13 protein-coding genes are annotated in these 19,871 nt (G+C 45.7%); 10 read left to right on the top strand and 3 right to left on the bottom strand.

Annotated features, from left to right (window positions below; all coding sequences use genetic code 11):
• The first annotated feature begins 1,360 nt into the window (after nucleotides 1–1,360).
• From BBH88_RS14325 to BBH88_RS14315, 3 genes are all read left to right on the top strand, one after another.
• Entirely contained in the window at nucleotides 1,361–5,572 is a 4,212-nt protein-coding gene (locus BBH88_RS14325; RefSeq protein WP_065536612.1) for a S8 family serine peptidase, read from the top strand.
• 253 nt (nucleotides 5,573–5,825) lie between these two features.
• Complete coding sequence (locus tag BBH88_RS14320; protein WP_065536613.1) at nucleotides 5,826–6,413, top strand: transposase; 588 nt, start codon at nucleotides 5,826–5,828, stop codon at nucleotides 6,411–6,413.
• 81 nt (nucleotides 6,414–6,494) lie between these two features.
• Nucleotides 6,495–7,661 carry a S1C family serine protease gene (locus BBH88_RS14315; protein ID WP_065536614.1) on the top strand — a complete coding sequence of 389 codons (1,167 nt, stop codon included), beginning with the start codon at nucleotides 6,495–6,497 and terminating at the stop codon, nucleotides 7,659–7,661.
• A 523-nt stretch (nucleotides 7,662–8,184) separates the two neighbouring features.
• On the opposite strand, the gene BBH88_RS14310 is transcribed toward BBH88_RS14315, so the two are convergent.
• Nucleotides 8,185–8,928, bottom strand: coding sequence for a C40 family peptidase (locus BBH88_RS14310; protein WP_006829485.1), 744 nt, complete (start codon nucleotides 8,926–8,928; stop codon nucleotides 8,185–8,187).
• A 507-nt stretch (nucleotides 8,929–9,435) separates the two neighbouring features.
• On the opposite strand from BBH88_RS14310, the gene BBH88_RS14305 reads away from it, so the two are divergent.
• From BBH88_RS14305 to BBH88_RS14285, 5 genes are all read left to right on the top strand, one after another.
• Nucleotides 9,436–10,404 carry a patatin-like phospholipase family protein gene (locus BBH88_RS14305; RefSeq protein ID WP_083387791.1) on the top strand — a complete coding sequence of 323 codons (969 nt, stop codon included), beginning with the start codon at nucleotides 9,436–9,438 and terminating at the stop codon, nucleotides 10,402–10,404.
• A 478-nt stretch (nucleotides 10,405–10,882) separates the two neighbouring features.
• A complete protein-coding gene (locus tag BBH88_RS14300; RefSeq protein ID WP_006829483.1) occupies nucleotides 10,883–11,908 on the top strand; it encodes an acyltransferase in 1,026 nt (341 codons plus the stop codon).
• A gap of 899 nt (nucleotides 11,909–12,807) precedes the next feature.
• On the top strand, nucleotides 12,808–13,773 hold the full coding sequence (locus tag BBH88_RS14295) for a GDP-mannose 4,6-dehydratase (RefSeq protein ID WP_065536615.1): 966 nt from the start codon (nucleotides 12,808–12,810) through the stop codon (nucleotides 13,771–13,773).
• 28 nt (nucleotides 13,774–13,801) lie between these two features.
• Nucleotides 13,802–14,962, top strand: a complete 1,161-nt coding sequence (locus tag BBH88_RS14290; protein WP_065536616.1) for a glycosyltransferase — start codon at nucleotides 13,802–13,804, stop codon at nucleotides 14,960–14,962.
• A 200-nt stretch (nucleotides 14,963–15,162) separates the two neighbouring features.
• A complete protein-coding gene (locus tag BBH88_RS14285; protein ID WP_065536617.1) occupies nucleotides 15,163–15,402 on the top strand; it encodes a hypothetical protein in 240 nt (79 codons plus the stop codon).
• 1,113 nt (nucleotides 15,403–16,515) lie between these two features.
• Here the strand turns inward: BBH88_RS14285 and BBH88_RS14275 are convergent.
• Together BBH88_RS14275 and BBH88_RS14270 are read right to left on the bottom strand one after the other, a co-directional pair.
• Nucleotides 16,516–17,439, bottom strand: coding sequence for an LCP family glycopolymer transferase (locus BBH88_RS14275; protein ID WP_065536619.1), 924 nt, complete (start codon nucleotides 17,437–17,439; stop codon nucleotides 16,516–16,518).
• A 15-nt stretch (nucleotides 17,440–17,454) separates the two neighbouring features.
• The gene (locus BBH88_RS14270; protein ID WP_065536620.1) at nucleotides 17,455–18,240 is read right to left on the bottom strand and encodes an SGNH/GDSL hydrolase family protein; all 786 of its coding nucleotides are present in this window, start codon (nucleotides 18,238–18,240) and stop codon (nucleotides 17,455–17,457) included.
• 180 nt (nucleotides 18,241–18,420) lie between these two features.
• Between BBH88_RS14270 and BBH88_RS14265 the strand changes: the two genes are divergently transcribed.
• A complete protein-coding gene (locus BBH88_RS14265) occupies nucleotides 18,421–19,143 on the top strand; it encodes a YveK family protein (protein ID WP_006830907.1) in 723 nt (240 codons plus the stop codon).
• Between the two features lie 3 nt (nucleotides 19,144–19,146).
• A complete protein-coding gene (locus BBH88_RS14260) occupies nucleotides 19,147–19,848 on the top strand; it encodes a CpsD/CapB family tyrosine-protein kinase (protein WP_065536621.1) in 702 nt (233 codons plus the stop codon).
• Nucleotides 19,849–19,871 lie beyond the last annotated feature (23 nt).

Below are 19,871 nucleotides of genomic sequence, written 5' to 3'. Positions count from 1 at the left end.
TTCGCCTGCGAAAAGCCAGCATTCTGTATAGTAAGTTGCTCTTGTTTGGTTTTCTGTTCTCTATTGATAGATAAGTTATGCTTTTTCGTAGAATTCGTGTATAGAAGTGGGACATATCTGTATAAATGGAAAACACCCGGGTATAAAAAGCAAACACCCGGGTTGAAACACAAAACACCCAGGTAAAACCCACAACCCTCTCATTTTCACTCTAAAAGCGAAGGCGCGTGTACCATCGCCGCCAAGCGATTCCAAAACCCTACTCTCCCTTATCCCCCACAAAAAAACAAAAATGCTGCCTACCAACCACTCACCCAGCCGAGGCGCGTCACAGGAGTGGGTGGAGCACTAAGACTGGCAGCGTCTTTTCGCTGTCTGGCTTAGTGTGGGAACCCACTCCAGAGCGACCAGAGCGACTTCTAGAACTTCTCTAAAACTACTCCCACAATTGCCATCTTACAAAGCGAAGGCGCGTGCACCACCGCCGCCGAGCGATTCCCCCCCCCACGCTCACTATCTATCCAACACAAAAACAAAATCTATTTGTCAAACACATACCAAGCGGAGGCGCGTCCAGGGAGGGGGTGGAGCACTAAGACTGGCAGCGTCTTTTCGCTGTCTGGCTTAGTGCGGGAACCCACTCCAGAGCGACCAGAGCGACTTCTAGAACTTCTCTAAAACTACTCCCACAATTGCCATCTTACAAAGCGAAGGCGCGTGCACCACCGCCGCCGAGCGATTCCCCCCACGCTCACTATCTACCCAACACAAAAACAAAATCTATTTGTCAAACACATACCAAGCGGAGGCGCGTCCAGGGAGGGGGTGGAGCACTAAGACTGGCAGCGTCTTTTCGCTGTCTGGCTTAGTGCGGGAACCCACTCCAAAGCGCACGAAGGCGACTTAAAGTACAACGATAAAACGATTACCACTCACCAAAACGATCTGCACAAAGCGAAGGCGCGTGCACCACCGCCGCCGAGCGATTCCCCCCACGCTCACTATCTATCCAACACAAAAACAAAATCTATTTGTCAAACACATACCAAGCGGAGGCGCGTCAGGGAGTGGACGAAGCGATAAGACTGGCAAGCAAAGCGACGCCCGGCTTATCGCGAGAGTCCACTCCAAAGCGCCCGAAGGCGACTCCTAGAACCGCAACAAACCTAATTACCACTCTCTCTAAAAAACTCTTCAAGCGAAGACAACTTCTAAAACTATCACCATATCTCCACATACCTCAAGAAATCCACAAACAGTAACTTTGGAACCATAGACTTTTGGTTGATTAAATGGAAAAATGAAGGTGATTTAGTTATTTGATAATTAAGATAATTACACAGGAAGAGGAGGACGATGTATGAAAAAAACAGGTGTATGGCTAATGGGGGTTTTGTTAGTAATCAGTAGTGTTACAGGGTTCAGTAGCCCGGCGGTGTCGAAAGTGCCGGATCCCGAAGTGAAGTTAGCCCAAACATTGCTAAAACCACAATCGCCAAAAGAAAAAGTGCGGATCATCATCGAGTTAAAAGAAGAGCCGACAATTGAAATCGCAACTACCAAAGGAGTACTTTACAAAGAACTGCCAGATAGTCAAAAAAAGCGCATCGAAGCGGATGCCATGAAGAAACAAGAAACCGTACAGGCAGCTATTACCAAAGTGGCCCCAAAAATCGATTATCTTCAAACCTTTACAACCGTCTTTAACGGCTTCTCGGCGGAAGTTGAAGCAGGACAAGTGGCTGAAATTGCGGAGCTGCCAAACGTCAAAGCAGTATACGAGGCAACCGAGTACAAACGGCCAGAGGTAAAGCCACTCATGAAATATTCTAAAAAGCTGGTTCAAGCGCAGCAAGCTTGGCGCGACTACGGCTTTAAAGGAGAAGGAATGATTATCGGCGTCATTGATACAGGAATTGACCCGGGACACCGGGACATGGTGTTGAGCAATAACAAGACGGCTACATTGACGAAAACTCAAGTAGAAGCGTTTGTTTCAAATCACGATATTGAAAAAGGTGCGTTTTTCACACAAAAAGTGCCATTCGGTTACAACTACATGGACGCCAATACCGAAATCCGTGACGTGGCGCCGGACGCTTCGATGCACGGCATGCACGTAGCAGGAACGATTGGTGCCAATGGCAATGAGGAAAAAGGCGGCATTAAAGGCGTCGCTCCAGAAGCGCAATTATTAGCATTAAAAGTATTTGGCAATGATGCTTACTCGGCATCAACTTTTGGAGATATTTACATTAAAGCCATTGATGATGCCATCAAACTAGACGCTGACGTCATCAATTTATCGCTCGGTGCCACAGCTGGATTCGTGGATACATCAAACCCCGAGCAACAAGCAGTAGAACGCGCGACGAATAATGGTGTATTGGTTGCGATTTCTGCTGGCAATGAAGACAAGTTAGGATCTGGATTTTTAGCGCCGTTCGCAGAAAATCAAGATTACGGCTTGATTGGGACACCGGGACTTGCAGTTGATTCACTGGGTGTGGCGTCATTTGAAAATGATGTTATTACTGCAGATAGCTTTATTTACAAACTAAACAACGTCAAAGCAGGACGTGCATTGTACATGCCAGCGAACAATGTAAAGCCGGTGCCGAATGAATCCTATCAAATCGTCGATGCGGGGCAAGGGCGGCCTCAAGATTTTACAGGGAAAGATGTCAACGGAAAATTTGCGTTGATTGCGCGAGGTGCTATTCCTTTTATCGATGCAGCATACGAAGCTGAAGCAGCGGGTGCTGCCGGTGTGATTATTTACAATAACGTTGCTGGACCGGTCACAATGGAATATGATCCATACCTCAGCATTCCTTTTATGTCGACACTTCAAGTAGATGGACTTGCTATGAAAGCAGGGTTGCAGGCAGGTAAAAAAGGAACGGTCGTCTTTGACGGAGAAAAGCTCGAGACGCCGAACTCGAATGCCGGCAAAATGAGCGAATTTACGTCTTGGGGACCGACACCCAATTTGGATTTTAAGCCAGAAATCACAGCGCCGGGTGGCAATATCTTCTCAACGCTAAACGATAATGGTTACGGCTTGATGAGTGGGACATCAATGGCGGCACCGCATGTAGCGGGTGGAGCGGCTTTGGTTTTCCAACGAGTTAAAGAACTTGGATTAGATGGGAGAGACCGTGTAGCATTCGCAAAAAACTTACTGATGAACACATCTAATCCGGTTGAATTCAAAAAAGGGCAATATGTGTCGCCACGACGTCAAGGTGCGGGTCTAATGCAACTGCATGACGCGTTATCGACTGATGTCATGCTGACAGACCAAACGAGCAGCGAAGCCAAAATAGCGTTAAAAGAAATAAAAAACAACAAAATAACGATGACGCTTCAAGCCAAAAACTTCTCGAACAAAGCAGCGACGTATGCAGTAAAAGTCGATGTTCAAGCAGATGCTGTCACCAAACACAAAGAACGAAAAATAAACGTCACCGATCCCAATCTTTCGGGCTCTACTGTCGTGACGAACTTTGTTAAAATCACGTCACCCAAACTCGTAACGGTGCCGGCAAATGGGGTAGCGAAAATTAGCGTGACCATTGACACGTCAACATTAAAAGGACGTCCAGAATTTGCGGCATTCACCAATGGATTCTTTATTGATGGATTTATCACGCTGACAGACGCTAAAGCAGACGTGACGGGCAACACACCGCTCGTCGTTCCATATTTCGGCTTTAACGGCGAATGGGACAACGCGTCTATTTTTGACGATGTGGCTTGGAACCCTGGAACGTTTTACGCTTCGACTTTCTTAACTGATGACTTTGGTCAAATACTCAACGGGGGTAGCCATCAGCAAGGCTTTGTTCCAGCGCGTTTTGCTTTTTCACCAAATGGCGATGGCAGCCGTGAATCCGTCATTCCGGTGTTCTCGTTGTTACGTAACGCCAAGCAAATCGAGGTCAACGTGTTAGATGCAAATGGGAAGAAACTACGAACGCTACAAACTGGAAAAAATTTAGTGAAAAATTTCAACGATACCTTTCCTTATTATTACGACTTTTTTAATGAATGGAATGGAGAAGTACTTGGCAAAACGGTCAAAGACGGCAAGTACCAAATTCAGCTCCGCGGCGTTATTGATTATCCAAATGCCGAGTGGCAGTCGTTGACGCTACCGATATTGGTCGATACAGTGGCGCCCACTGCAAAGGCAGCCTTAAAAGGTAAGACGGTGACGGTAACAAATTTCAAAGATAATACAGGAGGCAGTGGACCAGACCGTTGGGAAATTTTGCAGAACGGAGTAGCTATAACGGACGATCCCGAGACTTATGAAGTCGAAACATTAGCGCCAAGCACCACTCTTTACGTACTGTTAAAGGATCTGAAAAAAGGCGATAGCTTAAAAGCCGTTTTCTATGACACTGCTGGCAATAAAACCACGGTTCCTTTGACAGGTTCCGTCGTTGATACGCAAAAACCAGCCATTTCGATCATTTCACCCATGCTTCTTGAAGTACTCAACACCAAACGTGTAGAAGTTTTTGGCAGTGTAGAAGACAAATCACGCATCACTTCAGTCACAGTGAACAATGAAAAAGCGCTTCGCTTTGACGGTCAATTTTTCCAACATACTTTGACAGTTGAAGATGGACGCCATGATATTTTTGTCAAAGCGACAGACGAAGCGGGCAATTCGCTTGAAGTGCGCAGCCAAGTGCTAGTCGACACACGTCCCGCATCACTGGAGATTTTGGACGCACCCGAAATACTCGACTCCACTAAAGACACAGCAAAAGTCACGTTTAATGTCCAAGACAATATGGATGCCATCAAAGTTTACCTAACCGACAGCGAAGTTTACAGCCATGACATGAGCGAGCCTTATGGCGAAGTCGCGTTCAACAAAGACATCACCATTGACGTGCCTGTTCGTGATCCGGGTGATCACGAATTTACCTTGAAAGTTGTGGATGCGGCCGGAAACGTCACGAAAAAACCATTCACCATTATGAAAAAAGCGAAAATCGCATTCACAGACATTCAGTCACATTGGGCAAAAACTCAAATTGAAGCATTAGCTTCACAAAACGTCATCAAAGGACAAACAGCTACACTTTTTGCTCCACAAGCCGAATTGACACGTGCTGAATTTGCCACATTGCTAGTCCGTACACTCAAGTTGCCGCTAAAAGAGTCTGAAGGCAAATTTAAAGATGCAGGACCAGACAAAACATGGGCTTCCAAAGAAATCGAAGCCGCCGCTCGCGCGGGAATCGTTCTTGGAATGACGACGAACACATTCGATCCAAAAGCGCCAATCTCTCGCCAAGACACAGCAGTCATGATGATACGCGCAGTCGAATACCAGCAAGCTCTGTTGCTCGAAGGTTTAGACACGACGCATCAATTTGCGGACAGTTCGACAATCAGTCCTTACGCAAATGAAGCTGTTTCACAAGCCTATGCACTTGGCTTTATCACAGGACGCGAAGACAACATCTTCGACCCGAAAGCAAAAATCACAAGAGGTGAAACCGCAGCAGTTCTATACCGCGCCCTCGACAAAATGAAGCTATTGAGATAAAACAAACAGGCAAGCAATCAGATCTTGATTGCTTGCCTGTTTGTTTGAATTGTTTGCGTGCCTGGCACCCAAACAATTCAAAAAAATATTTTAAAGCCAAAACAGCTAGCTTTCGGCAGGTTTTAGCGTGAAAAGTCATTTTTAGGCTCTTAACCTATAGACAAATACAAGTTATCCGCTTTTTAGAACAATTGACGAAAATCTTTGTTCTTTCTACTATATTATAGAAGGTTTAGAAAAGGAGTGTGAAAATATGGGAAGAAACCGGCGCATATGGAACCCGAACGCATATGAACATGTCGTCATGAGAGGCAACAACAGACAAGCAATTTTTCTGGAGGATTCAGACGTAGCTGCCTTTTTCAGAATACTGACCTATGCTCATGAAAAATATCCATTTACGATGCTAGCGTATTGCCTGATGACCAATCATTATCATCTATTAATCCAGTCATCTGAAGTGCCTTTAGGAAAACTAATGGCACTCATCAACAAGCGCTATAGTGATTATTATAAGAAAAAGTACAACTACTGCGGTTATTTTTACGAAAGCCGCTATTATGCCGGCAAAGCGATAACCCACAAAAGCATTCTCGCCATCAGCCGCTACGTCCACAGAAACCCCATCAATACCAATGAACCGATGGTAGAAGACATGAAGGATTATCCGCACAGTTCTTATCGATTGTATGCAGAGTCCCTCTGTTCTCCATATGAATTCCTCGATTTAAGCTATTTGCCCACAATTTTACCTCCACCCTACTCCAGTTGTATAGCGGATTATTTGTTGTATTGCAAAGAGACGGATCTCCTGGACTTGGAAGGCGAGAAACTGAATTGAGCGAGAATTGTTTGGGTGCCTGGCACCCAAACAATTAACCGTCTATAATGGAACCAGAAAGAAAAAAGTGAGCTGATTGCAATGACCCAAAAGCCATCACCAAAAATCAATCGGAACAATCAAATCATTGCCGCTTTATCGCTTGCGCTGCTGGCAGTAATCGCATTGGGCGTTTATTTGTCGATGGGTACAGATAGTACAGCGCCCGAAACAGAACCACAGCCATCCCAACCACTAGAGTCTGGCTCACAGACGCCTGAAGCTGAAACCGTGTTGCCTTCCATGATTGCCAACGCCAAAACCCATGTCTATACGCTGTACAGCGATCTGGAGCAAGGCTCAGGCTTCTTGATCAATACGAAAGGCGACATTCTGACAAATGCCCACGTCGTTCTGGATGCGTCCTATATCACCGTCAAAAATAGCGACGGCCAGGAATTCAACGGCCATGTTATCGGGGTGTCCGATACGCAGGACTTAGCGATTGTCCGCGTCGATGAGCTGGCCGGCAAAGAACCTTTAGAAATTGAAATGGAGCCGGTCGCGATCGGCTCCCCAGTCGTTGCCATTGGCAGCCCCCATGACCAAAACAACACAGCTACCACCGGCGAAATCACAGCCATCGATCTCGATTTTGAGGATCAGTACCAATACAACAGCTTGTATGAAATGAACGCAGAAATCGCCCAAGGTTCCAGTGGCGGTCCGCTCATTGCAACTGACACCGGCAAAATCCTTGGCATCAACTCGATTATTCTCGAGGAAAAACCGGGTTCTGGCTATACCATTCCCATTTACACGGTCTGGGACCAGTTGACCGAATGGGTCGAAAACCCGATCACCACAGAAGAACAGGAAATCGTGCTACAGGATGTCAAAGACGCCTATTTTGCCGATGACCTGCTGGAAAATTTCATCTCCGCCTATTACGAATTAATGCCGTATTCGCTGAACGATGCCGACTCCTCCTACTATCTGTCCTATATTCTGCCAGACAGTGAAGCGGAGCAGGAGGCCACCAAGCTGATCGACGAATACGCAGGTCCAGACCGCATTTACGACACCGTCCAGCCGGCCATTACCAGTATCGAAGTCAATGAAGACAGCGCCACTGTCGAAGCGGAAGCCGAGTTTACTTACCGCGAAGAAACGAGTGGTGAATCGTCAACTGTTTCACACGAAGGCGTCTACACAGTGGTCATTGATGAGTATGGAGATTATCAAATTGCGGATATTGCAAACGAGTAAAGAGCAGGCTCTTATGGGAGTCTGCTTTTTTGTGTTTTTACAAACGCGGGGATCGCTTTGAAGTGGGGGGAGGTTCTACAAGTAGTTTTGTGCTTCAACTCGGGTATTTTCCGTTTCTACACGAGTTTCATGAAAAATGTTTGAGCATAGGCCATTCTCGATAGTTCCACATCGCGCTGCTCTGCTACTCAAACAAGCCATTCACTTCTTAATTCATATAGAAGAAAGCTAAAAGAAACGGCAGAGGGCGACGTAAAACCATCTGTGTCCGTTGCGCTAGCTTTGCTTTAAACCATGATCCGAACTCTCTTTGGCCAATGGTTTAAAGCGGAGCGATGAAGTGATAAGCCCACGACAGCCAGCAAGCACGGCGATCCAGGCATGACCCACATCCCGTGGGCCCGAAACCGTCTGCCTGAAGCGATATCTTCACCCAGCACAATTTTTTCACACAAAAAAAGGGGACCAGCAAAGGCCTGCTATCAGCAGACATTCGGGTCACCCTTTTAAAAAATCTATTAAATTAGAACCGTTTGTAGCTGTGGAACTTCTTGCCCCAGTAAGGGTCGTCCATGCTTTTGACTTCTGCTTTCGCTCCGCCAGAGTGTACGAACTGGTTGTTGCCAATGTAAATACCAACGTGTGAAATGCCTGCGCGGTATGTGTTAGCGAAGAATACCAAGTCGCCTGGCTGTGGGCTGCCAACTGTATATGATTCAGCGAATTGTGTAAGAGTTGTGCGTGAAACGTTCTTGCCTGCTTGTTTAAATGCGTATTGGATAAATCCGCTGCAGTCAAATCCAGATGGAGTCGTGCCGCCAAATTTGTACGGGATGCCTTTAAGTGCCAACGCTTCTGAACTGACTGATGAAGAAGAAGCTGATTTAACGGAAGCTTTCTTAACAGTTGTTGAAGTAAGCAATGTGCTTAATACCCATCCTGATTTGCCGTTGACTTTCACTTTGTACCAAGTTGCTTTGCCGACTTTCTTTTGGTGAGTTGCTGTAGCGATAGATCCTTTTTTAGCCATAGTGACAATTTTATTTTTTGTTCCCGCATCCGCACGAACGTTTGAGTTGTATTTCATTTTAAACGTGCCTGATTTTGCAGTTGCTTTGCTTGCTGCAACTTGCTGTACAGATGAATCCGTAGTTTCGACAGATGAAGAGACGTTGTTTTGAACGGGTTGAGCTGCTTGTGCATCCGTGGCTGAGTTAGCAAATAGCAATGATCCTGCTGTGAGTAGCGTAAAGAATAATTTTTTCATTGTTGTTGGTTCCCCCCAAGTTTTTATTATCCAAGTATATGAATTAATAATATTTTGCTCTGCCATTTACTATATAGAGAGAACAAAGTAAAAACAACGTCATTTCAATTGCAGTTATATTACAGTTGTATAACAAAATAATATCATGCCTAAAAACCCTATAACAGCGGGGTTTTTGATGTCAATAAAAAATATAAATAAGGTTTATTTCTATGAAAAACAGGTTTAAGTAATAAAATTGGTTTGTTTGTAACAATTAATCTCCTAATAAATCCAAATTTTAAATTCCTTCCAGCTTTATTTTAGCTATGCAAGATAATTGATATAAAAAAGAATGGTAGACTGTATCGCTTTACCTAGTACACCATCATTTTTTTATTAAAAAAATAAGATTCTATCTAAATAATGAAAATACTTTGACCGCAATAACTTCTCATTCCGCCAATTTTGACAATAATCTGTTAGCTTCTTACAATTAAAAGAAACGAAAAATTCAGAAAGAGGGTCATGGTGTTGAAAAAGATTCTATCGATTGATGGGGGAGGCGTGCGTGGCATTATTCCTGCGATGCTGCTAGCGGAAATTGAGGAGCAGACCGGAAAGCCGATTGCCGAACTGTTTGATTTAGTTGTCGGAGCATCGACAGGAGGCATCCTAGCGCTTGGACTGGTCACACCAGATGACAAAGCTCCAGACAAACCTCGCTACTCGGCAGAACAATTTCTGGGATTTTATTTGGAGGAGTCGCACGAAATTTTCGATAAATCGCTATTCTTTAAAATCACGCGAGGCATCTTTACACGGCGCTACAACGCAATGGCGCTGGAAAAGACTTTGAAGAAATACTTCGGAAAAACCATGCTTTCCGAAGCCTTAAAAGACGTCGTGATTCCGAGCTACGAAATCCGCGGGCGCTTTACGGCCTTTTTCAAAAGTCGCGACGTGTACGCGAAGAAAATCGAAAAGAATGTCTACATGAGGGATGTGGCACGCGCCGCCTCGGCAGCTCCAACGTATTTCGTGCCAAAAAAGATCAAAGCTTACCCAGGAGCCTGCTTTATCGACGGTGGTGTTTTTGCCAATAACCCGGCGATGTGCGCTTATGCTGAAGCAAAAGAGATTTTCCCGGACGATGACGATTTATTGGTCGTGTCACTCGGCACGGGGAATCCGCAACTGACCATTGAATTCGAAAAATTCAGGACCTGGGGGCTACTCGGTTGGGCGCGTCCGCTTTGGTACATCCTGATGGACGGCAGCTCAGACGTGGTCGACTATCAGTTGGGTTATGTCTTGCCGGATCGTCAAGAAGCCAAACGCTATTATCGATTCCAGATTGAGCTGCTGAAAAAAGGTACCGAAAAACTCGACGACGGCTCACAAGCGAACCTCCAAGCCCTAGTCGAACTCGGCCAGGAGCTGCTCGATACCAATCGCCAAGATATCAAGAAGTTGTGCCAACAGTTGGTGAACTAAAGTAAAACTTCCCTCAGTTGGGGATTCCCAACTGACTGTTGGTCGATCCAATCGGGCTTTTACAGTTTCTTGAATTTCCGCTTGTTAAAAGCAGGATAAAATCTGTCACACAGATGTAATCTTTTCGTATTGGCTCAAACCCCTGCGGCAGGCTAGAATGATAGAGGGAATAAAAAGCTTTTTAAAAAAATGAACAGGTTGAAGAAGTCACTCTAGGCGGAAGCTAGTGCAGCGATATAGGAGCAGACGGTTTTACCGTTCTTCTATCTATCGTCCAGATACAGAGGGGGACAGTGTTCAAATTTATGAGGCAGTCAATTTTAGGAGGACTGTCTTGTGATTCGAAATGACTTAGTAGTGAATACATGAAGCAAAACCAAGGAGTTTCAAGAAGGAAAGCAGAGCTATTTTGCGAAATAACCCCTTCGCCTGAATTTAACTAGAAGCAACATACATAGAATAAGAAGGAGTTGCCCACATGGCCAGAAGATACGACTATATGGATTGGCTGCGGGTTTTGTCGATTTTCGTTGTTGTCGGCATTCATGTAGTATCGAAAATCATCAACAGCACGTCCACAGACGACTGGATCTGGCATTTTGCCAATGTCTTTGACGCGGGACTGCGCTGGTGTGTGCCGATTTTCTTCATGCTCAGTGGCGCTTTGCTGCTGACGCGTGATCAAGAAGAAAGTGTTTGGCAATTCCTGCAAAAGCGGCTGGCAAAAGTCGTCATTCCGCTGATCTTCTGGAGCGGCATTTACACGCTGTACAATATTTACGAACTGGGAGAGTCGTATACCGCGTATGAAATCCTGGTCCAGTTTCTGACCGACGACATCTATTACCACTTGTGGTTCCTATACACCATCACGGGCCTCTACCTAATGGCGCCGTTTCTGAAGTTGCTCGTCGATCACATGGACAAGAAAACTTTCCAGGCTTTTTTGTTGTTCTGGATTGTCTTTTCCAGCTTGTTGCCATTCCTGCCGAAATTCTTCGACTTTGAAATTGCGCTGGCCGCCGGACTGTTCGAGCCCTACATCGGCTATTTCCTGCTCGGTGCCTATCTCGTGCTCTATCCAGTGCCGAAAAAATACCTAATGCCGCTTGGGATACTCGCCCTGGTCAGTTATTTTGCGACCTTTTGGGGTACTTATTACCTGAACATCGGCGTGCCAGCAGATGAATTCGACGAGTTCTTCTACGAGCATTACCGGCCCAACAACCTGTTCATCACGCTGTTTGTTTTCACCGGATTCCAGCACATGAGCAAAAAGATCAAACCAAATGCCCTGATCACACGAATCAGCACCGCCACATTCGGGATTTACGTCATTCATCCGCTTATCCAGATTTCGTTGAATCGGTTTTTCGGATTGAATGAAACCACCTTCAACCCGATTATCAGCGTGCCGCTCGTCTGGCTCTTAATATTCGCCATCTCGTTCGGAATCATTCTGGCGATGCAAAAACTGCCAGTGATCAACCGATTGGTGCCATAGCAAAATCGACCAGCCTTCTTTTGAGAAGGCTGGTTTTTTATGGGTTTAGGAATAAATGTGTGGGGAGAAAGGGAGCGTGGTTCACCGGGGCAAGACACACATGTTCTCCAATTTGTGGCTTGCCCGTTACCGTCCCTGTGTCGGACTCAAATGTTCCTCAATTTGTGGCCGACACAGGGACGTGCTCCCAGACTGTGATCCGACAACTTATCAGGTAAAAGAGTGTTGTGGGGTTCGAGAAGCCGCTTCGGTCGCTTTGGGTAGAGCAGAGACGATGGCTCCTGCGCAAGCTCGTCGCCAATGAGGTCCCAGAAACGTCTGGTCCCTCATTGGCTATAAGCCGAGAAGAACACTCGTCTTATCGCTTTGCCTAGCCCTTGTCGCGCCTCGGCTTAGTGTTGTGGTGATGACCAGCAACCCCGCTGTGTTTGGGGGAGGATAGCAAGTGAATGGTTCTGAAATCGCTCGGCGGCGGAAGTGCACGCGCCTTCGCTTTTAGAGGGACGTGCTCCTATTTTTTCCGTCCGAGCACTCTCCTAACGATCCTAACAAACACATGAAACTACGAAGTAATCAATAAGACCTACGAAATCCTACAAGAAAATAATTTTGTAAGAAAAATAAATTAAAAAATAATAAAATGTTTCCATTTATACATATATTCATCACTATATGAAGAAAAGATGTAACTAAAGTATGGTAAAATTTATAAATACTAATGCAAATTATCCAGTTAACATGTATACTAATTAAATATTTAGAGAAAAATATCTTTTAACCTATTTTTTACACAAATATTCTAGCATAGAAAGTATTCCTGATCACAAAGACAGAGGACAGCGTAGAGAGTTAACTGCTCACGCCAGACTTTGGTGTTGAAAAACCAGCAGAAGAGGTGAATGGCTGTGAGTGCTAAAACTATACTGGTCACTGGAGGCCACGGCTTTATCGGCTCCAATATGATTCATTATTATTTGAACAAATACCCGAATTACCAAATTGTCAATATCGACTACAACACCGAAGCGGCCAATCCGGAAAATATCCATTGTCCGGAACAGGCAAATCGCTATTCGTTCCATCATGTCGATATCCGAAATGCTTACGCCATCAGTTATTTGTTCGAGCTATACGACATCACCGATATCATCCATTTTGCGGCGGAAACGCGAAGCATGGATCGAGTGGGGGAAATTCGCCTTTACGAACAGACAAACGTACTTGGCACGATGAACCTGCTACATGCCGCACAAAGCGCTTGGATGGTAGATAATCACCAACCAAAATCCCGATATGCTGCATCACGCTTTCATTATTTGTCACTGGCGGGTGCCCAGGCAAACACGCTTTACAGCGAAAGCAAAGGCAGAGCCGATCGGATGATTCAAAGTTTCCATGAAAAACACGGTTTAGACATCGTCATCACGGCCAGTCCAGACATCTTCGGCCCGATGCAGCAAGATGACGAACTGATCCCGGGCTCTATCCAACGAGCACTAGAAGGGGAATTAGCCATACCAGAAAGAGGACAGCTACGCAATTGGTTGTTTGTCGGCGATTTATGCGAAGCAATCGATACCGTATTCCATCTGGGAGATGCCGGACAGCGCTATGACATTGGCTCTAACGCCATTTTGGATGACCAGCAGCTTGCGCGACAGATTAACGCTTTGCTGAGGGAGAATTTCCCGGGAAATGACCAAGACCTGATCCAAGAGAATGCCATTCTATCCACTGCACATCCAACTGCCCAAAAACAGGTTCTTGGCTTTGCGCCGTTTACGCCTTTTGAAACTGGAATGCGCATTACCATCGAATGGTGCATGAAAAAATACAAATACGCAGACTCCATAAAAAAACAATAAAAGACATATCTTCAGATGAGGTGAATAGATGATTACATTTAATAATGACCATTTCTTTGATTTCGAAAAACAGACACGTCCCATCAAATCGATTGCACTTATTCATAAGAATATGAAAGTGGGGGGCGTGGAAATTTTGGTGGTGCGCATGGTCAAGTGGCTTAGCGCACGCGGTTATAATGTGACACTGTTCTTATTTAGCAGCGGGGGTCCTTTGCTGCGTCAGCTAGAATCTGTCAAGGGCGTCACCATCGTGGTCGATGAAGACAAAAGTGAACCTTCCGTCAATCTGTGGCTCGCCACCAAAATGCTGAGCATGCGCTTCGCCAATAAATTCGATTTGGTTTATTCGTTTGGGCCGAAGTCGTTCCTTCTGTCCTATCTGCTGCCTGCAGAAAAACGACTGTCTGGCGTTTATCACCCAGAAAGTTACAAGCAAGAGAGCATGGCAGGGGTGATCAAGACTCTGAAGCTAATCGACCCAAAATTTCATACAAAACTGTTGTTTATGAATCCGTCAATTCAACAGCTGACCGAGCAGGCGATTGGAGAGTCGTTGAACAATTCGATTTTCCCGATGCCGTTGGACTTTTGTTCACCCACCAAAACACTGGGCAACTTCGCGTCACGCCGGATCGTCTCTATAGGACAGCTAGCGAATTTCAGAACTTATAATTATTATATGGTTGACATCATGGAAGGGTTGATTGGGATCGATCCAGAATTCACTTTCCATATATACGGGACAGGGCAGGGGGAAGATAGCTTGCGCAAAAAAATCGCCAACTCTCCTGCACGCGATCACATCTTCCTGCACGGAGCCATAACTCATGCGGATAAAAAACGCGCATTGCAAGATACTTTTTGTTTTATCGGCATGGGTGTATCGCTGATTGAAGCAGCAGGCTGCGGCATTCCGGCAATCGCTGGCAAAATCAATGACCGCTTCGGGTTGACGGAAGGCTTTCTTCACCAATTGCCGCCGTATGAAAGCGGTGATTCGTTTTCTGCAGACAGCGAATTGTTCAGTGTCCAGGAACAGATTGAAAAGTTGCTGTTGAGTGAAACCGCATACCGGAAAGCATCCAAGCGAGACCGCATCAAAGCCAAAGATTTTGAAAGCGATCATGTGATGGAAAATTTCATGAAAGAAGCGGAAGCAGAGAAATTTTCGTTCAGGCTGCATTAAGCGCCGTGTAGTGTTCTATGGAAAATTAGACTGAAAATTCATTTATTTAGTGCGAGAGGTTCGATTGTCAAAAATTTATTGAAAAAAACATGCCATTTAGACTATTAATAACTGCCGAAAGATATTGTAATGGAGATATAAGTAATAAGAAGATGCGCAAGACCTATATAAATTTTCTGAGAAAGTGAGATGAAAGGCTTATGACGGAGTATGACTCTTATAGAGAGAAAATAGAGCGGCGACATGACAAGGCCTTAGTAGAAGTTATGAAAGACCTCTACATCAAGGACAATCTGGGGCCATCGGTGGGCGCTAAGCAGCTCGGGATGCCACGGCAAGCCTTTGTGCATTTTGTTCAGGAATATGGCTTAAAGCAACTCAAGTTCGGTGATTATAAAAAAAAAGTGATGATTTTATCGAAACGCCAGATGGCCCGATAAAATAGCCCGCGTAAACCCGCTGCCTGATAGATAGGAGCGGGTTTTTGTGTGGGGAAAATAATGGGGGGAGCGGGGACGAAAACGGGCCAGCCACAAATTGGAGGGCATTTGTGGCTGGCCCCGGCAAACATTACTTCTGCTCTTAAAACTACTTCTGCTCTTTATTGTTAATTTGCAGTGGAATCACAGCGTGGGAGCACGTCCCTGGGTCGGCCACAAATTAAGGAACATTTGAGTCCGACCCAGGGACGGTAACGGGCCAGCCACAAATTGTAGGACATTTGTGTCTAGCCCCGGTAAACATAAAACAATCATCACTTTCAGAGCGAAAGCGCGTGGGCGAACCTTTCAAAAAACTTCTACTGCTCTTTATTGTTAATTTGCAGTAGGATCATAGCGTGAGAGCACGTCCCTGTGTCGGCCACAAATTGAAGGGCATTTGAGTCCGACCCAGGGACGAAAACGGGCCAGCCACAAATTGGAGGGCATTTGTGGCTAGCCCAGGCAAACATATGGGCATCTCTTTTCTTGAAAAGGTATTTGCACTTTCGCTTTTCGCTTGCGAAAAGCTGTCATTCTGGAGAGTGAGAAGCGGAGCGCTCTTTATACGAAAAGTCACGCAGGATCATAGCCTGGGAGCACGTCCCTGTGTCGGCCACAAATTAAGGAACATTTGAGTCCGACCCAGGGACGGTAACGGGCCAGCCACAAATTGGAGGACATTTGTGTCTAGCCCCGGTAAACATGAAACAATCATCACTTCCAGAGCGCCGGCGCGTGCACTATCGCCGCCAAGCGTTTCCAGAACCACTCATTCTTTATTTCCCCACACACAAAGTAGGTAGGCTACGTATCCCACAACACCCAGCCGAGGCGCGACCAGGGCTAGGCGAAGCCATAAGACGAGTGCACTTCTCGGCTTATTGCGAGAGCCAATGAGGGACCAGACGTTTCTGGGACCTCATTTGCGACGAGCTTGCGCAGGAGCAATCGTCTCTGCTCTACCCAAAGCGCACGAAGGCGACCTATAGAACCCCACCAAAACTACCACCATAACCCTAAAAAAACCACAAAAAAAAGCACAACCCCATAACAGGATTGCGCTCCACACACTTACATATTCAAATGCGTCTTCAACGTCGACTGGATCTCCGCCAACTCCGCATCATCCATCATGTAATACCAGATGCCATTGATCGTCTCGCCCACACCATCTTCTACAAGTATCTGATCAACCGTACCAATCGCATCGCGATAATTCGACTGCACTTCCATCATCTCGTCAAACGTCATGTTCGTGCGGACGTTGTCGCCGAGTGCCGTAAAAATGTCTCGATAGTTCAGCAAGCTGTTCACCGATGCGCCTTCTTTCATAATCGCTTGGATCACTTGCTTTTGGCGGTTCTGGCGGCCAAAGTCGCCTTCTGGGTCTTGCTTGCGCATTCTGACATAACCCAACGCTTCTTCGCCGTTTAATTCAATGTTTCCTGCAGCGTAGTCATCAAAAGCCAAAGTATTGTTCACTTCGATGCCGTCTACTGCGTCGACAATGTCTTGGAAGCCTTCCATGTTCACTTGCATCACGTAGTCAATTGGAATATCCAATAGGTTTTCCACGGTCGCCATCGACATTTCGATGCCGCCAAATGCATAGGCGTGATTGATCTTATCCGTCGTGCCGCGTCCGACAATTTCCGTATACGTGTCACGAGGAATCGACACCATTTTCGTCGATTGTTCTGCCGGGTTGACGGTCATGACCACCACTGTATCCGAACGCCCGCGGTCATCTTCGCGTTCATCGACACCCAGGAGCAAGACAGAAAATGGATCTTGTTCACTTAACGTAACTTCTTGGTCCGTCGCCCGTTTGTCTGATGCTTCGCGTTCGATCGGCTCGTGGATTTCTTCCAATGTATTCGTAAAGCTGTTGTAGACGGTAAACAAATAGACACCAACGCCGATCACGATCAATCCTAAAATCCCTACAATCCATGGCCATTTTTTCTTTTTGTTCTTTTTCTCTCTTCTGCTCATCAACAAATTCCCCTTTTAGTCAGCGATAAAATACGCTTCCAGTCTTTCTGCCCATAATTCTGCACCTTTGTCATTTGGCAAACCGTCTTCTGTTAAATAGTCTTGAAGGCTCTCGTCGTCTGTATCCGGCCATTCGGACCAGTGGTCAATATAAGCATAACCGGTAGTGGCTGCGAATTCTTCCAGTGCCGTGACTTGCGCCAAATAATAGCCAGCGCCATAAATTGGCTGAGGCGGGTGAAGCACCAGTACGGCGTCTTCCACTTGGGTGGACATTGCCGACTCAAAAGCCTTGATGTGTTCACGCTCTTGTTCAATGGCAATGCGGTCATTGTTCATCAACGTCATTGGCTCGAGTAGCACTAAGTCGTAGCCTGCCGATAGGTCCACATTGACCAAAAATTCGGAAGTTCTTCCTACTGTAACGACGTCAACTTCGATAAAGTTGCCATACGCTTCTTCTATAGAAGATTGCAATCGTTCTGCGTAGCCAGGTTGACCCGACTCTAAGGCTTCAGAACCGGCAATTAGCATCTGTAGGCTGTCATCGCTGCTGGTCCTCTCTAGCAGCAACTCGCGGACTTGTGGGTCCATATTCCCGGCCAACTCTTCAACGTTCACAGAATTGTCACCGGGTACCGTTTTAGGTTGCTGTTTTGCTGTGTCACCCGTCTGCGCTGAGGCTTCTTCAGGTTTATCCAATACGTTTTCGAGCTTGTCTTGCCACGTTAAATAGCTAAATAATAGTGCAATCACACAAATAATAACAGCAAATACTGCTCCAATTTTATACAATTTCATCTTATACTCCTTTCAAAAAACACCTATACTTACAAATAAAGATAGCATAAATCATTCTATTAGCCTATTAAACTTTTTAAAAATGGAAGTTCTTTCGACTCTCTCCTATGCTATACTATTTTATGTTGTTTATGAATCATTCATAATAAGAATATGAAAATAAAAGGAGATCATCACCATATGGAAGAAACCATCAGCTTACAAGACCTGTTCAAGACACTGAAAAAACGGGCTGGATTGATTGTACTTATGACCATTTTAGCTATTACCATCGCAGGAGTTGTATCGTTTTTAGTCCTGACACCGATGTATGAGACTTCCACACAGATCCTGGTCAACCAGGAAGAAACGGAAGCAGCGCAATTGACGAACCAGAACATTCAAACCGATCTTCAATTGATCAATACATATTCCGTCATCATCAAAAGCCCGGCGATATTAGATGAAGTATCGAGTCAGTTAAACCTGGACATGTCCGTCGAGCAGCTGAACAATAAAATCACCGTTGCCACCGCTGAGAATTCTCAGGTTGTCAATATTACGGTGCAGGATGAAGATCCTGCACAGGCAGTAGACATCGCCAACACAACTGCAGAAGTGTTTGAAAGTGAAATCATGGAATTGATGAACGTCGACAACGTCTCGATTTTGTCGCCGGCTGTATTAAAAGAAAATCCGTCACCGGTCGCACCAAACCCGATGTTGAACATGGCCATTGCAGCTGTTATCGGCTTGATGCTCGGAGTGGGGATTGCCTTCTTGCTGGAATACTTGGATACTTCCATCAAAAACGAGCAGGACATCGAAGAAATTTTGGGCGTTCCGTTGCTCGGCATCATTTCACCGATTAAAGAAGAAGCCAAGCTAGAAGAAACCACAACATCGAAGAGAAGGGCGGGATAGAAAATGGCGAGAAAGAAAAAAGTGCTGCAGGAAACTGCGCGTAAACTGATTGCATTCACGACACCGCGCTCGTTCGTATCGGAACAATTCCGTACCTTGCGTACCAATATCAACTTTTCATCACCAGACGCAGAAATCCGCACAATGGTCGTCACGTCAGCTGCACCTTCAGAAGGCAAGTCGACAACATCCGCAAACCTGGCAGTCGTTTTTGCACAAGAAGGCAAAAAAGTGTTGTTGATAGACGGCGATATGCGTAAACCCACAACACATTACACATTCCGTATGGGGAATACAGTTGGTTTGTCGAGTGTCTTGACACGCCGAAACTCGATCCAGGAAGTGATTCGCCCGACTGCGGTCGAACGTCTTGACCTTATGACTTGTGGACCGATCCCGCCAAACCCGGCAGAATTGCTCGCTTCCAAATCGATGACAGCGTTGATCGAACAGCTAAAAGACATGTATGACTTGATCATCTTTGATGCGCCGCCGGTTCTTTCTGTAACGGATGGACAAATTTTGGCCAACAAATGCGAAGGCACGATTTTGGTCGTCAGCTCAGGAAATACCGAGAAGGACATGGCGCTAAAAGCGAAAGAAGCCATTGAATCATCCAATAGCCGGCTGATCGGTGCAGTGCTGAATAATTACGCTCTGGCAAAAGACAATTATTATTATCAATATTACGGAACGACAGAGTAAAAAGGACTCCCTTTTTACTTTTT

It is taken from the genome of Planococcus antarcticus DSM 14505 (assembly GCF_001687565.2).
GTDB lineage: Bacteria > Bacillota > Bacilli > Bacillales_A > Planococcaceae > Planococcus > Planococcus antarcticus.
This window is presented reverse-complemented; position numbering and strand designations above follow the sequence as displayed.